Annotated in this window: 14 protein-coding genes and 1 tRNA gene; 10 read left to right on the top strand and 5 right to left on the bottom strand. The window is 44.2% G+C overall.

What is annotated here, in order from left to right:
* Positions 1-64 precede the first annotated feature (64 nt).
* The 3 genes from ACF8EG_RS02875 to ACF8EG_RS02865 all read left to right on the top strand — a co-directional run bounded on the left by ACF8EG_RS02875 (position 65) and on the right by ACF8EG_RS02865 (position 2,594).
* Positions 65-538 (top strand): OsmC family protein, encoded by a 474-nt coding sequence (locus ACF8EG_RS02875; RefSeq protein ID WP_024702041.1) that lies wholly within the window; start codon positions 65-67, stop codon positions 536-538.
* Between the two features lie 179 nt (positions 539-717).
* A complete protein-coding gene (locus ACF8EG_RS02870) occupies positions 718-1,728 on the top strand; it encodes a DUF2804 domain-containing protein (protein ID WP_025794452.1) in 1,011 nt (336 codons plus the stop codon).
* Positions 1,729-1,736: 8 nt separating this feature from the next.
* Positions 1,737-2,594 (top strand): sterol desaturase family protein, encoded by an 858-nt coding sequence (locus ACF8EG_RS02865; RefSeq protein WP_069506278.1) that lies wholly within the window; start codon positions 1,737-1,739, stop codon positions 2,592-2,594.
* Positions 2,595-2,624: 30 nt separating this feature from the next.
* Here ACF8EG_RS02865 and ACF8EG_RS02860 read toward each other — a convergent pair.
* Positions 2,625-2,699, bottom strand: a tRNA-Gly gene (locus tag ACF8EG_RS02860).
* 314 nt (positions 2,700-3,013) lie between these two features.
* On the opposite strand from ACF8EG_RS02860, the gene ACF8EG_RS02855 reads away from it, so the two are divergent.
* The 3 genes from ACF8EG_RS02855 (at position 3,014) to ACF8EG_RS02845 (ending at position 4,786) form a co-directional block, all read left to right on the top strand.
* Complete coding sequence (locus tag ACF8EG_RS02855) at positions 3,014-3,532, top strand: DUF4136 domain-containing protein (protein ID WP_053339828.1); 519 nt, start codon at positions 3,014-3,016, stop codon at positions 3,530-3,532.
* A 110-nt stretch (positions 3,533-3,642) separates the two neighbouring features.
* Positions 3,643-4,059: a hypothetical protein gene (locus ACF8EG_RS02850; RefSeq protein WP_069506105.1), complete on the top strand. Its 417-nt coding sequence runs from the start codon at positions 3,643-3,645 to the stop codon at positions 4,057-4,059.
* 49 nt (positions 4,060-4,108) lie between these two features.
* Positions 4,109-4,786, top strand: coding sequence for a DedA family protein (locus ACF8EG_RS02845; RefSeq protein WP_025586989.1), 678 nt, complete (start codon positions 4,109-4,111; stop codon positions 4,784-4,786).
* Positions 4,787-4,899: 113 nt separating this feature from the next.
* Here the strand turns inward: ACF8EG_RS02845 and ACF8EG_RS02840 are convergent, their stop codons facing one another.
* The 3 genes from ACF8EG_RS02840 to ACF8EG_RS02830 all read right to left on the bottom strand — a co-directional run bounded on the left by ACF8EG_RS02840 (position 4,900) and on the right by ACF8EG_RS02830 (position 6,702).
* Complete coding sequence (locus ACF8EG_RS02840; RefSeq protein WP_025509265.1) at positions 4,900-5,223, bottom strand: hypothetical protein; 324 nt, start codon at positions 5,221-5,223, stop codon at positions 4,900-4,902.
* 81 nt (positions 5,224-5,304) lie between these two features.
* The gene (locus ACF8EG_RS02835) at positions 5,305-5,775 is read right to left on the bottom strand and encodes a hypothetical protein (RefSeq protein WP_017447441.1); all 471 of its coding nucleotides are present in this window, start codon (positions 5,773-5,775) and stop codon (positions 5,305-5,307) included.
* A 285-nt stretch (positions 5,776-6,060) separates the two neighbouring features.
* On the bottom strand, positions 6,061-6,702 hold the full coding sequence (locus ACF8EG_RS02830) for a murein L,D-transpeptidase catalytic domain family protein (protein ID WP_005499139.1): 642 nt from the start codon (positions 6,700-6,702) through the stop codon (positions 6,061-6,063).
* 1,282 nt (positions 6,703-7,984) lie between these two features.
* Here ACF8EG_RS02830 and ACF8EG_RS02825 point away from each other — a divergent pair.
* Positions 7,985-8,743: a 5'-methylthioadenosine/adenosylhomocysteine nucleosidase gene (locus ACF8EG_RS02825; RefSeq protein WP_025794441.1), complete on the top strand. Its 759-nt coding sequence runs from the start codon at positions 7,985-7,987 to the stop codon at positions 8,741-8,743.
* A gap of 79 nt (positions 8,744-8,822) precedes the next feature.
* Here the strand turns inward: ACF8EG_RS02825 and ACF8EG_RS02820 are convergent, their stop codons facing one another.
* Positions 8,823-11,186, bottom strand: coding sequence for an EAL domain-containing protein (locus ACF8EG_RS02820; RefSeq protein ID WP_069506102.1), 2,364 nt, complete (start codon positions 11,184-11,186; stop codon positions 8,823-8,825).
* Positions 11,187-11,661: 475 nt separating this feature from the next.
* On the opposite strand from ACF8EG_RS02820, the gene rbsD reads away from it, so the two are divergent.
* Genes rbsD through rbsC form a run of 3 tightly spaced genes read left to right on the top strand, consistent with a single transcriptional unit; the run spans position 11,662 to position 14,589 of the window.
* Positions 11,662-12,081, top strand: coding sequence for a D-ribose pyranase (gene rbsD / locus ACF8EG_RS02815; RefSeq protein ID WP_015313345.1), 420 nt, complete (start codon positions 11,662-11,664; stop codon positions 12,079-12,081).
* Positions 12,082-12,103: 22 nt separating this feature from the next.
* Positions 12,104-13,609 (top strand): ribose ABC transporter ATP-binding protein RbsA, encoded by a 1,506-nt coding sequence (gene rbsA / locus ACF8EG_RS02810; RefSeq protein ID WP_021449517.1) that lies wholly within the window; start codon positions 12,104-12,106, stop codon positions 13,607-13,609.
* Positions 13,606-14,589, top strand: a complete 984-nt coding sequence (rbsC, locus tag ACF8EG_RS02805; RefSeq protein WP_065787799.1) for a ribose ABC transporter permease — start codon at positions 13,606-13,608, stop codon at positions 14,587-14,589. Before rbsA ends, rbsC begins: the two co-directional genes overlap by 4 nt.
* The last annotated feature ends 33 nt before the right edge of the window (positions 14,590-14,622 follow it).

Below are 14,622 nucleotides of genomic sequence, written 5' to 3'. Positions count from 1 at the left end.
GTGTCTGTTTTCTTTCCGTATTGAGCTGTGATTTACTACACCACTCAACAATCAGGGAATGAGTATGAGTAAGCACACGGCATTAATAACGTGGCAACGCCAGGCCAATGAAATCTTTAGCGATAATCAATACAGTAGAGCGCACACTTGGCGCTTTGATGGCGGTTTGTTAGTTCCTGCTTCGCCATCTCCTCATGTTGTTCCGTTGCCGCTGTCGGTAGAAGAAAACGTCGATCCCGAAGAGGCGTTTGTTGCGGCACTTTCTAGTTGCCATATGTTGGTTTTCCTTTCGATTGCAGCAAAGCGTCGTTATGTGATCGACTCTTATGTTGATGCAGCTGAAGGGGAGTTGACCGTTGGTGAAAATGGGAAAGAGTGGGTTTCGAGAGTGGTGTTAAATCCGACAGTTGTATTTTCTGGTGATAAGCAGCCAAGCTATGAGCAATTGGAAAAAATGCACCACATGGCGCATGAAAACTGTTTTATCGCGAATTCGGTGAAAACGGAGATCGTGACCAATATTCTTTATTCTGATTAGTGCTCCACAGCCAAGCTAAAACTCTAAATCGCAGCGATAGTGATGAGATACGAGTGACCTGTTTCACACTATTGCTTCGTTGCCTGCATTAAATGCGTGATTGTTGTGCAGTCGCGCAACTCGTTTGTTGTTAAATTAATGTTAACCTTGTGCCATGTGTGATTAGTAAAGTCAGAATCATGGACGTAATTAAGCCTTTGGACTCATTTATTCAGCAAGATGGTATGCCGGTTTTTGGGCACTTGTCGGCGATTCCAAGATCACTCGATTTAGAGTCATTTCAATATCTCAATGAGATGGACAATCCTGTATCGAAGTGGCGAAAACATTTCGATTATAAGCAGTTCCAGTTCGTGTCTCTCGTGACCCCTGACTATGTCGTCGGGATTGCTATTGCCGATATTCGCTATTTGGCCTCCGGATTTTGTTATTTGTTCGATATTAAGCGCAATGCACTCACCGAGCAGCAATGGCTTAAACCTTGTCAGCTTGGTTATCAGACTCAGCCATCGAGCTGGTTGAGCAAAGCACATCTCGCGAACAATACAATTCAGTTCTCTATTGAGGAGGGGCAGTGGCATGTTCAGTTTGTGACGCCTTCCGTTAACGCCAACATTACACTGCATCCACAGCCACAAAGTTTGCCTCTTATGCTCTCTACGCCAACGGGTTACTCCGGATGGACGTATACGCAAAAACACAACGCGCTGACGGTAACAGGGAATCTATTTATTCTGGGTGAAGAGCAAGATCTGTCACAGGTTGCTGCGGGTTATGATTTCTCGGCGGGTTACATGCGAAGGGAAACGAGCTGGCGCTGGGCGAGTGTCAACCATAAAGACGGCGACAAAAGCTTCGGTCTCAACCTCGCCGCTGGCGTAAACGAAACCGGGTTTTGTGAAAATGTAATGTGGGTGGATGGTGAAAGGCATTTGCTTAATCCGGTGCAGTTTCAATTTTCACGTCAGAATCCACGTACTGATTGGCGCATCACCTCCGAAGATGGTTGCGTAGACTTAGTGTTTGAGCCTATCAATCAACGTTCTGAGAAAAAGAACTTCTGGTTTTTGAAAAGTAACTTTCGTCAATATATCGGTCACTTTTCAGGGTTTGTTGTGCATGGCAATGGCAGTAAGCACGAACTAGACGGTGTTGTGGGTTTAACGGAAGATCACTACGCAAAATGGTAGATAAGACAATGGATTGGTCACAAATCATGGAACGACCGGAGCTCTTGCTTATGGCTTTGGCCCCTATCTTTTTTCTCTGCATCGCCGCGGAATACGGTTTGGGACAGCGTCGAGGTAAACTGCCTGACAGCGCACAATATTATTTGCCGGAAGTGGCGTGTAACTTTGTGTTGGCAGGATTACATCAAGCTGCTGATATTTTAACGGGGTTGCTGATTGCGCATTTCTACTTGTGGATATTTGATTGGCGATTATTTGATATCGAAATGAGTGTATCGGCCTTCTTGCTTCTTATGTTGCTGCAAGACTTTTTCTATTACTGGTTCCACCGTGCTAGCCATCGTATTCGTTGGATGTGGGCGGCACATGTAGTGCATCACAGTTCAGAAAGAATGAATTTTAGTACGGCGTTTCGCCAAAGCTTGATGTACCCATTGGCGGGGATGTGGCTGTTCTGGCTACCTTTGGTCATTATTGGTTTTGACCCTAAATGGGTAGTATTCGTGGTGTTGTTGAATCTAGGTTTGCAGTTCTTTGTGCACACGCAGTCGATTCGGTCACTTGGCCCACTGGAGTGGGTATTCAACACGCCGTCTCACCACCGAGTGCATCACGGGATCAATCGTCAATATATTGATAAAAATTACGCAGGTGTTTTGATTATCTGGGATCGAATGTTTGGCACTTTTGAACCAGAAATAGAAACGGTTCGTTATGGCATTTCTAAACCGGTAAACAGCTTCAACCCAATCAAGGTGACGTTTTCAGAATGGAAAGATATGTTCAACGAGGTACGTCGACCAAATTTAACGTGGCAACAACGTTGGCGCTGTTTGTTTGCTCCGCCTTCGGATTCAACTGAGTAACTTAGAAAAGAATTTCTTGGGAGTAGATATTGGAGCGGGCAGCGGGAATCGAACCCGCATCATCAGCTTGGAAGGCTGAGGTAATAGCCATTATACGATGCCCGCGCATCGATAGGACTCAGCTAATATGCCACATTGATTTCAAAAGAAAAGTCTTTTTTCATCAGTCGCTTGTCAGTTGTATAAAAAACTGTCTTCTTGGTGAAAAAATACGCTTTCGATGAACGTAAATGGCTTCCTGATGATGCTCGACGAAAATGACACCGTTATGTGACAGAGCTGGCTCATTAATCGTCAATCCACTTGATGGTTTAATCATCACCTGACATTGAACACTTATCATTCATGGTCAAGACTCAATATTGAAATGACACAACCTTATTGTCAGCCGTATAAGTAAAAAAACGAGGAGAGCGCGTATGTGGAAAACAGTAACAATTGGGGCGATGGCGCTTTTGATGGCTGCTTGTACGACAGTAACAACAGACGTGGATAAACAAGCGGACTTCGCTTCTTACAAAACGTTTGATTTTGGTACTCAAAATGATGCCCCAGCAAGTATCGATGGACGCCGTATAGAACAAGGTTTGGCTGTTCAACTGGAATCGAAAGGGCTTTCTAGAGTTGCAAGTGGTGGTGATTTATACGTTCATCACGATATCGTTGAGGAGTCGGAGTTGGTATCGTCTGGTTCTTCTTTTAGCGTCGGTTATGGATGGAACAGCTTTGGTGTGATTACATCAAGCCCTGAACGATATAAAGAACGCAAATACGGGAAGTTAGTGGTAGAGCTGGTGGATAGTAAGGCGAACCAAGTTGTGTGGAAAGGCGTTTCAAGCCGCAAGTTAACCGAATCAATGAGTACTGAGAAAAGGGAAAATTTGATCACAGAAGAAGTGGCGAAAATGTTCGAAAACTACCCATACGGCAAGAACTAAGTCCTCAGTTATATCAAACTGAGTGGCTAAAACCACGAGGCGAGAATTTCGATTGCAAATTCTCGCCCTCAGAGTTAAAAGTACGTATTACTGTGATGTAGGTGAACGTTGTGCGTGCTCTTCTTATTAGCTTTTTCGGGCTATTTCTGAGCTTATTGGCGGTTTCTGTCGGCCAAGAGTCAACGTCGCCTGAAACTGTTCACCACTACACCGTCGGCAGTGTGTTTTATGATGAAGACGCACAAGTTTCCGAAACGCCACTAGCACCACCTTTTCATTCGTTGGCTAGCCTGTTAAATCGCAATGCACTGCGAGTTCATGATTCAAAATCAGAGCTTGATGAGCTCGATATCGGTTGGTTCGAAACGTTGGCTCCTCATTGGAACCGCGCCTTATCAGAAACGCCATATTTGAACGCGGGTCTGACGGCTTTTCTTGGGCTTGCGAAAGACTTCTCTCATTCAAAATACCAAATTGGAGATGGGTTAGGCTCTAATCTTATCTATCGGTTTATTCACGCTCGATAGTCCTAAGCATCTACCTTGTTGTTATTTAGTGATGTTTAGGAGCTTTTTTATGTTTGATTCAATGATGGACGTCTTGCTTGCCTTTTGGCATCAAGACTTTTCTGCACTTATGGCGCCAGGAAGTGCAGGGATTATCTATATTGTCGTGGCGACATTAATCTTTTTGGAAAGTGGTTTTATTCCTGCTGCGCCATTTCCGTGCGATAGTGTGGTGGTGTTGTCTGGCACACTTGCGGCGGTAGGCGTGCTTGATCCAATTGCCATCATGTTGGTGATTATTGTGAGTGCGGGCTTAGGAAGTTGGGCGGCTTACTTGCAAGGAAAATGGCTAAACCGCCTACCTAAAGTTCAAGGCTGGGTGAATGCTGTCCCACAGAAAAGACTCGAACAAGTCGATGTTCTTTTGGGGAAACATGGCTTAATTGCATTGTTTTGCGCGCGTTTCATTCCGGTGGTGCGCTCGCTTTTGCCATTGATGATGGGATTACGTGTGAAACGCGTGTCGAAGTTCCATTACTTTGCATGGCTGAGCGCCATATTGTGGACGTTATTACTGTGCGGCTTTGGCATGCTCCTACCTTTGCTTCCGGAGAATATCAGCAAGATGGTGACGATGGGGTTAATGGCTGCGCCAGTGATTACTCTTACTATTGCTGTGATGAGTTTTGTGATCCTCAAGGTGCGCAAAGCGCGGTTTAAATCTAAGGCTGCGTCTCAGCTCTCTTAACAATGGTTCACTCATGTGTAACTAGGATATTGATATAAGCAAAAGGCGCAGAGAATGCGCCTTTTGTTTTTGGAACTGTTGACCCTTTACCGAGTTCTTCATTCTCGCTGGTGTCAGTAGCCCACGCGGTAGAGCTGCTCACCAACTTCTTTACACTGTGTTTGATAGAACTGTTCTATCTCAGAATCGTTGTTGTCTTGTGCTTTAAACTCGGTTTCGGTGGAAGAGAGTTGGCTAAAGCTGTAACCACGTTCAGACATCAAGTAGTGACGAAAAACGGCTCGGTGCTCTGGTATCGCGTTACGAGCATTGGAAGCATTTGCGCATTCCAATAGCGTTTCGTTTGTCATTTTGTCCGCGTTTGTGTCTGTATTTGCAAATGTTGGTACTGCAGTGAAAAGTAGGGCCGTTAACGCTGCTGCTGTGAATTTTTTCATAAATAGACCTCGAATCAGATCAGATAAATTTGAGGACATCCATGCCTGGTGTGACATGCTTCCTTGTTTTTCTTTGTGGTATCAAACTGTGATGATCGATTCGCGACCGTGTTTAAACACGTACAGTAAATTCGCCTCTTTCCGCCCTGATAAACGATAGAGAGAACGTTGGTTTTTTAACATGCCATAGCTATCAGTAGGCAACGGAATAGTTTGCCACGCTAACTCTTTTAATGGGGGAGGCAAAAACGCGACAAGCAGATGGTATTCAGATTCAAAGCTAAGGGAGAGCGAGCCGTCATCAGTAGACGTTCGGCGGTAACTCACCAGAGCGAACAAGTCTCGCTTGATGTGGCGCTCAAACCCATCAGAACCCCAATAGTGTTGTTGTGCTTCTGAGTGTGGGGCGTTGACTACGGATTGAAAATCAGATTGCACGAGTTTGTCGAGGCGTTCTGACGTCACGTGATTTGTATTGTGGTGCGCTGCATGCAAATGCCCAGAGAGCATGGACAGTGTCAGCACAAATAAAATACGAAGAAGATAACGCAAAAAAACAATCCTAAACGTCAGTGGGTATAGATTTGGGCAATACATTAGTCGGTAAGTGACCAATTGTGCGTATACTAACGAGACGAAACAGGAATGAACAGTATTTTAAGCGAATCTAACCAACACCTGAAAAAGCGCTAATAGATTCATGACGTGATTGACTCTCCAAGAGCACACAAATATTGGCGTTGTTCTGCTCGACATGTGATTTTATTTGCGACTTGTAAGAACATCAGGCAACAAAAAAGGGAGCTAGGCTCCCTTAGTATTGGTGTGCAGCGTGGTTTACGCGCTGGCGTAGATCACGCTACCACCTTTAATCGTGTCAATGATTTCGCGTGACAGCTTTTGAGGTAACGCTGGGCAACCCCAACTGCGTCCCAAGTAACCATTCTTTTTAATGAAAGAAGGATTCGCATAGTCTGCGCCGTGTACAACGATGTAGCGCTCGCGAGCTTTGTCATTAAGGCCAGAGCTAAGACCATCTAGTCGCAGCGAATAGCCGTTAGAACCGTAGTATGTTGTGTCTGTCAAAAACGTGCCAAGTGATGTTTTGCGAGAATTCACGACATTCGAAAACTGTGTTGCTGTTTTCTTTCCGCTATTCACACCATGAGCCACGTAAGTGTTATAGATCAGCTTCTTTTTGTTTACGTCCACAACATAAAAACGTTTTTCGGTCGATGGTTTGCTGTAATCAATAATGGTTAGTATCGACTTCTTTCTATCTGGTGTTTTTTGGTAAGCGATGAAGGCATCGCGAAACAGTTTAAAGTCGATGACGCCATTGAGTTTGGCTTCTTTATATGTTTTTTCAATAACTTGTTGGGATACGCGGTTCTCTGCCTTGCTATTTGGGTGTTGCGCCATTGCAAAAGGAGAAACCGACAAACATGTCCATATCAACAATAAAAATAACTTTTTCATTTTGATTAAATAAAAACTCTTTGGTGTTACAAATTTATCGATTGCTTCATGCACTCGTTAAAACAACTTGCACATCAATATAATTATATTCCCAATGTTTCTTATTATGCACAAAAGCACGTAATGTTGGGATTCCATTAAGTTTCAAGGGTTCTGTCTAACCAATTGAAACTGCTTAATATTAATAAGTTAATCGTTGCTTTTGAAAAACTTCGACGTAAATACTAGCCGATTTCTCTAATTAATAAAACTGTGTTTAGCAATATTTTTGATAGAGTAAAGTTAAAAAACAATGTTTAATTAAATGGATGTGGAAAATATCTTTTAATTTCAAAGTATTTATTAGAACCATGAGCGAAGGACAAAAAGTTTACTCTGTGATCCAGCTCGAAACGTCGCGTTACTTAAGGGGCAGTCTCTGAACGTTGTGATTAAGGTTTTATAAGTAGAATAAAGGATGTAGAACGGAAAGATAGATAAACAGCTCTTCATATGAGCGTTTCACTCCAACTGAAAAAGTGAAAAAAATGTGATGATGAGTTTTATAAGGTACGGATATGGAACGAATGGAAACTCTAAATAAGGCATTTCTATATAAGGAAAAACGAAAGTGATGGGTATCCATTATTTTTATATTTGCTTTGTATGAACTGAATAGGTAATTAGACTTTTCTTATAAACAAATTAACGACCGATTAAGACAAGTTAAAACGGAATTAGTTTCATTTTTTAAAATAGTTCTTATTCGATAAATAAAAATTGTGGTCTGGATAAAATATTATTTTGTCTTTTCTGAATTTGTTTCTTAAGTTTTTTGAGCAAAGTACGGTTATAAGTCAAATCTTCACTCAGAACATCGTGTTAGTTTCTAAACACTAATTTGGCTAGTTGAGGTCGTTATCGCGTTATAGAATTACGCTTAACGACCGCTTGCTTATCAATAAGATCATTTTCAGGGAGAAGAATTAATGACGAATAAATGTGGTCAATGCCGACAATTCACGAGAGTGAAATCAAGCGATCAGGATATATGTGGCGCTTGGGGACATCCTACCTGCGCAACTAGGATAGCTTGCGAATTTTTTATGCCTACTATTTCAGCGAAACTGCGTGTCCCGACAAGTCAAGAACCCAAAAGCTGAGGTTGTAGAGAAGCTCTCCTTGCCTCATTGCTGATTGTTTTGACTGATAGCGTACGGAATATTCCCCCTTTAAATTTCAAGGGTATATAATGTGTGGCGCGTCGCAAAAGGGCGGCGCATTGCTACACTTCAGGACTCGTATGTTTAAGAAATCTCTTGTTTTCATTCTTGCCGCGTTTTCACTTCCTACTTTTGCTGCATCAACGATAGGTATTGTTGGCGCGATGGATGTAGAGGTTGAAGCTCTGCTGCCAAAAATTCAGAATCAACAAATCAAAAAAGTTGCGAACCACACTTTTTATATCGGTGAGCTTGAGGGCAAATCCGTCGTGGTAACGCAATCTGGTGTTGGCAAAGTCAATGCTGCGATGACGACCACTTTGCTGATTGAATCTTTTGGTGTGAACCAACTGATTTTTACTGGTATAGCAGGAGCAAGTGACCCGAAACTTGATCCATTGGACGTGGTTATTTCTACTCGTACTGTACATCATGACGTTGATTTAACCGCATTCAACAAACCGAAAGGGTTATTACCGGACTATCAAGAGCGTTACTTTTACGCCGACAAAGCGCTACAAAATTACGCGTATGAAGCAGCGGTGGAGACGTTAGGCAAAGAAAGTGTGTTCCGAGGCATCATTGCTTCTGGTGATCAATTTATCGCCAGTAAAGTAAAGGTCACGGGCATCTACCAAGAGTTCAACGCGATGGCCGTCGAAATGGAAGGTGCAGCATTGGGACAAGTTGCAACCGCCTTTAAGGTTCCGTACGTTGTCATCCGCACGATTTCCGACAAAGCGGATGGTTCTGCTGATGTGGTTTATTCTGAGCTGAAAAAAGCGACGGCAGATAACTCAGTAACCATTACGCTCAACATGCTTAAGCGCATGCAATAGGGTGAGAATACGAAAAGCAGCACATTAAGTGCTGCTTTTTTATGAGTTCGTCAAAGTAAACATTATCGATTCTTTACCTTCAAATTCCACCCTCAGCCGCGAGTTTGGTTGTAAGCGGCTGAGAGAATCGATTGTCATCGTTGGCCGATTTCCACCACAAGCTAAGTTGCTCTTTGTCCATTGGCTTTCCGAACAAGTATCCTTGCATGAAATCACATCGATAAGCGGACAACCATTTGTGCATAACGTCGTGTTCAATGCCTTCGGCGGTCACGGTTTTGTTTTGAGCATGGCACAGCTCAATGATCGGTTTGATCACGTGTCCATTATTGGTATTCATCAACGTCAGTAGAAATTCTCGGTCAAACTTAATCTTTTGTACTGGGTATTGAACAAGCTGAGTGAGCGACGTGTAGCCAGAGCCGAAATCATCAATAGCAAGTCGATAACCCAGTTTCGAAAGCTCATCAAGCAATGCCGTGCCTTGCTGTTCCGCGGCAAACGTCTCGGTAATTTCTAGTTCGATACATTCTGGTTTGATGCCATTTCTCGTTACGTGTTTATGAATAAATTGCGCCATTTCTAACGAGTTTAATTCGGCCGATGAAAGGTTGATGGACAGGACAATGTCTTTGCCGAAAATGCTTCTCAAATGATGGTATTCATCGGTTGCATTGGCAAACACCCAACGGTCTATTTTGTCAAACAACCCAGCTTGCTCGGCGATTGGAATAAATTCGGTCGGTGGCACTGGCCCCAAGCCTTCTGCGTCCCAACGTAGAAGCACTTCCAAGCCTTCAATTTCGTTGTCTTTGTTATTCATGTAAGGCTGAAACACAAGCCTAAACTCATCTTCAACGTTGCTTTTACGCAGTGCACGTTCGATCTGACTGCGTCGCTGAGATTCCAAATTTAGCTCTGCTGAGTAGTACGCGTACTGATTTTTTCCAGCACGTTTGGCTTGGTACATTGCTGCGTCTGCATTGGACAACAGTTTCGCGATGTCTTGCCCATCTTGCGGGTACTGAGCGATGCCAACACTGGCGGTCACCGGGAAGGCGTTCGCCCAAGTTTGGCTTAGGTTGCTAATTGGTTTTAATAGTTCTTTGGCGAGTAAATCTGGGATGCTGCCCACGTCATGGTTGGAGCTGAGTAGGATGGCGAACTCATCACCAGATAAACGCGCGCCAAAACAAGGGCCGTCGTACTGCTGAGAGAACTTTTGACAGGCGTTTTTAATGTGAGTCGAGAAGACCTTTAGCAGGTTGTCGCCAAGTTCATGGCCATATTTATCGTTTACGTACTTGAAGTTATCCAGATCGACATAAATCACCCACAAATGAGAAGGTGGCGAGGCTAGTTCACGCGTGGCAAGTTGGTGGAATCGATGACGGTTAGCCAACTGAGTAAGGTGATCAGTTTCTGCGAGACGTTTGGTCTTTTTGTAAATGACGTTGAGCTCTTCGTACATATCAAAAAAGCGTGATGAAAGACGGCCAATTTCATCATTGGTTCCGAGCTTTTCGATGTTGTCTCGCTGATTCGATTCTAGCTCGCTGAGTTGTTTATCGAGGCGAGAGACTGGATGCAAAACGTAACGATAGAGCACTAAGACGATCAGCGTGATGGTACAAAATGCAGCGATACCAAAAGAAAGTGCAAGCTCTAGCCATACTTTGTCCACTTTGTTCCACATCAGATACTCCGCAGGGGAGAGCACCGCATAAAAGTGGGGCAGAAGTTCAATGGTTTGCGCAAGAGGGATGTCTAGATAAATGGGTTTATCGGCAAACGTAATCACACTATGAGTATCAAATTCGACGTCGTGTTTGATGTCGTTAAACACTTCTAAAGATACGGACACGACAACAAAAAACACGTTGCTAGGATCGAAGCTAACTGGCGGTACGCCCGTTCGTTTGTCAATGAGTTCGTATCGCAACAAGATGCTTTGGCCACTGGAGTTATAAATGAACCCTGTGTGACTGTATTCACCACGAGCCGCGAAGCTGGTTGCTATGTACTCCAGCACCTTTGGGTCAACAACGCCGGACGATTCATAATATTGGTTTTCGGTGTAATAAAGCAGATTTTGCTTGCCGTCGAGGATCGCCATGCTCGCATCCCCTTTATAGCCATGACTCAGGACATCAGCGGTTTCATCCAAGCGGCTAAAAAGCACTCGCTCACGGTAGGGATTGTCGTGATTGATAAAATAGTCCTGCAGCACATCACTTTTACTCAGCGTGTACGCATAGCTGTTAAGAAAAATATTGGCTTGTCGAAATTGCCCCGCCAGTTTTTCCATCTGAAGTTGTATGTAGCTATCTTCGCGCTTGATGAGTGTTACTTTTTGAATGCTATAGATGATGTAACTCGATACCAGCGCACTCAAAATGATCACGGGTGCGACAAGCAAGATAACTCGATTGCTTAATTTCATTATGGTTCTTCGACTTCCGTTTGTGTCCCTACAAACGTTGCTTACCTAAACGGTACTGAACGGATGATATATTTTTTGCAAATTGTAACCAGATTGTAAGGTGGGTGTTCTCGAAAATCAGACAACCATTTTAGAAATGTGATGATGTGGCAGATTTCCTTCCCGTTAACTAGAGGCTTTCTCAGTAATTGGACGTATTTCTGCTTTAGCGGGCACAAACCTTAGGGTTTTTGTGGGCTTTAAAAATGCCTATCGAAACGTTTCGATGGGCAAAGTGTGACTTGGCCGGCCTTTTCTTTCTCTTAGTTGGAAAAATCACGGATCATTCTCACACCTTGCCGATCGGTGACTGGTGAAATCTCGCAAGCGTCTTATTATTGCATCGAAACGTTTCGATGAGTTTTCTGTTAATAATGAAAATTTCCTAAAACAGGCACTCATTGTTGTATGAACGTGTAACCGAAAGGTCGATGAGATGAAAAAAAGTACCCTTATTAACTCAGATATTTCTTACTTAGTGGCAACGCTAGGCCACACCGATGAAATCACGATTTGTGACGCGGGGCTGCCGATTCCTGATCATGTTCAGCGCATCGATTTGGCGCTAACGCATGGGGTACCAAGTTTTCTTGATACCGTTCGCGTGATTTTGTCTGAGTCACAGATTGAAGGGGTCATCATTGCAGAAGAATTTTCCGATGTCAGTCCTGTTCTTCATGAAGCACTGCTTAAAGAATTGAGCAAAGAGAGTGAGGAAACGGGCAAATCGATTGAAATCAAATACGTTTCGCACGAGGCCTTTAAAGCACGCACCGAGCAAAGTCGCGCAGTGGTTCGAACCGGTGAATGCACACCGTACGCGAACGTGATTTTCCAAGCAGGCGTAGTTTTTTAAGCCTGAGAATTGAGGACAGATTATGACTCAAGCCATTCTACAACTGAGCGAAATTGAAAAAGCGTTCCCAGGTGTAAAGGCGCTAGATAAAGCGAGCCTGAATGTATACCCAGGTCGTGTTATGGCGCTCATGGGCGAAAATGGGGCAGGCAAGTCAACTTTGATGAAAGTGCTGACCGGTATTTACCATATGGATGCAGGTAGCATTCAGTATCAGGGTCAACCTGCTGCATTTAAAGGTCCGCGAGATTCTCAAGAAGCGGGCATCAGCATTATTCACCAAGAGTTGAACTTAATTCCTGAACTGACAATCGCTGAGAACATTTTTCTCGGTCGTGAATTTACCGGTTCTATGGGGCGCATTCAGTGGAGCAAAATGTACGCGGAAGCGGACAGACTTCTACAACGTTTGAACGTGAAACACAGCTCGAAAACCTTGCTTGGTGATCTAAGTTTGGGTGAGCAACAAATGGTAGAAATTGCCAAAGCGCTCTCGTTTGAATCGAAAGTCATCATCATGGATGAACCAACCGATGCGCTTACTGATACAGAAACCGAATCTCTGTTCAAAGTGATTAATGAGCTTCGTGAGCAAGGCTGCGGCATTGTATATATCTCACACCGCCTGAAAGAAATCTTTGAAATCTGTGACGACATTACGGTGCTTCGTGACGGTAAATTTATCGGTGAATGCCGAGTAGCAGACACGGATGAAGACGGCTTAATCGAAATGATGGTTGGCCGTAAATTAGAAGAGCAATACCCACGTATTGATGTAAAGCACGGCGAGACATGCCTTGAAGTGATTGGCTTGACAGGTTCTGGCGTTCACGATGTGAGCTTCACACTTAAACGCGGTGAGATTTTGGGTATCTCTGGTTTGATGGGCGCAGGCCGCACCGAGTTAATGAAAGTGATTTACGGCGCGCTGCCAAGCGAGCATGGCGTTATCAATCTCGATAACAAAACCATTAATCCGGTTAGCCCGCAAGATGGCTTGGCAAATGGCATCGCTTATATCTCGGAAGACCGCAAAGGGGATGGTCTGGTGCTGGGCTTATCCGTGAAAGAGAACATGTCTCTGTGTGCATTGGATAAGCTAACTAAAGGTGTGCAAATCCAGCACGGCGAAGAAGTCATTGCGGTGGAAGATTTCATCAAGTTATTCAACATTAAAACACCAACTCGCGACCAAATTATTGGCAACCTTTCTGGTGGTAACCAACAGAAAGTAGCGATTGCGAAAGGGTTAATGACCAAGCCTAAAGTTCTGATTTTGGATGAACCAACGCGTGGTGTTGACGTTGGTGCTAAGAAAGAAATCTACCAACTCATCAACAAATTTAAAGCCGACGGCATGAGCATCATCTTGGTTTCTTCTGAGATGCCAGAAGTGCTAGGCATGAGCGATCGCATTCTTGTCATGCATGAAGGTCGCATTACTGGCGAATTTGATGCGAAAGACGCCGATCAAGAAAAATTACTCGCCTGTGCCGTAGGCAAAAAGATCAATGAGGAAGCAGCATGAGTACCAAGACCATGAGCAAACCGACCGAAACAAGCAGCAAAAAGCTGTTTACTAAAGAGTGGTTGATTGAACAAAAATCACTGATTGCACTGTTATTTTTGATTGTTGTGGTGTCTTTTTTAAACCCGAACTTTTTTACGGTAGACAACATTCTTAACATCCTTCGTCAAACCTCAGTCAACGCGATCATCGCCGTAGGTATGACTCTGGTTATCTTAACTGCTGGTATCGACTTGAGTGTCGGTTCTGTCCTTGCGCTTTGTGGTGCATTTGCCGCGAGCCTAATCGCGATGGAAGTGCCAGTTTTAATTGCGGTTCCAACGGCTCTATTAGCTGGTGCGGCACTGGGCGCAATCAGTGGCATCATCATCGCTAAAGGCAAGGTACAAGCCTTCATCGCGACGCTGGTCACCATGACATTACTGCGCGGTGTGACCATGGTTTACACCGACGGTCGACCAATTTCTACTGGCTTCACAGACACGGCAGACGCATTCGCATGGTTTGGTACAGGCTACGCGTTAGGCATTCCAGTGCCAGTTTGGTTGATGGTTGTTGTATTCGCAGCGGCTTGGTACCTACTTAATCACACTCGCTTTGGTCGCTATGTTTACGCACTAGGCGGCAATGAGTCTGCGACTCGCTTGTCTGGTATTAACGTAGACCGAGTGAAGATTGGTGTGTACGCCATCTGCGGTATGTTAGCTGCACTTGCGGGCATCATCGTGACTTCTCGTCTGTCTTCTGCTCAGCCAACGGCGGGTATGGGATACGAATTGGATGCGATTGCTGCCGTGGTTCTTGGCGGTACGAGCTTGATGGGCGGTAAAGGCCGTATCATGGGGACATTGATTGGTGCGCTGATCATCGGCTTCTTGAACAATGCGCTTAACCTACTGGACGTTTCTTCTTACTACCAAATGATTGCAAAAGCAGTGGTTATCTTGCTGGCGGTATTGGTAGACAACAAAAACAAGTAATTCATAACAATCTACATATCAATATGTGAATAC

Source organism: Vibrio sp. YQ_11 (assembly GCF_043103065.1).
Lineage (GTDB): Bacteria > Pseudomonadota > Gammaproteobacteria > Enterobacterales > Vibrionaceae > Vibrio > Vibrio parahaemolyticus.
This window is presented reverse-complemented; position numbering and strand designations above follow the sequence as displayed.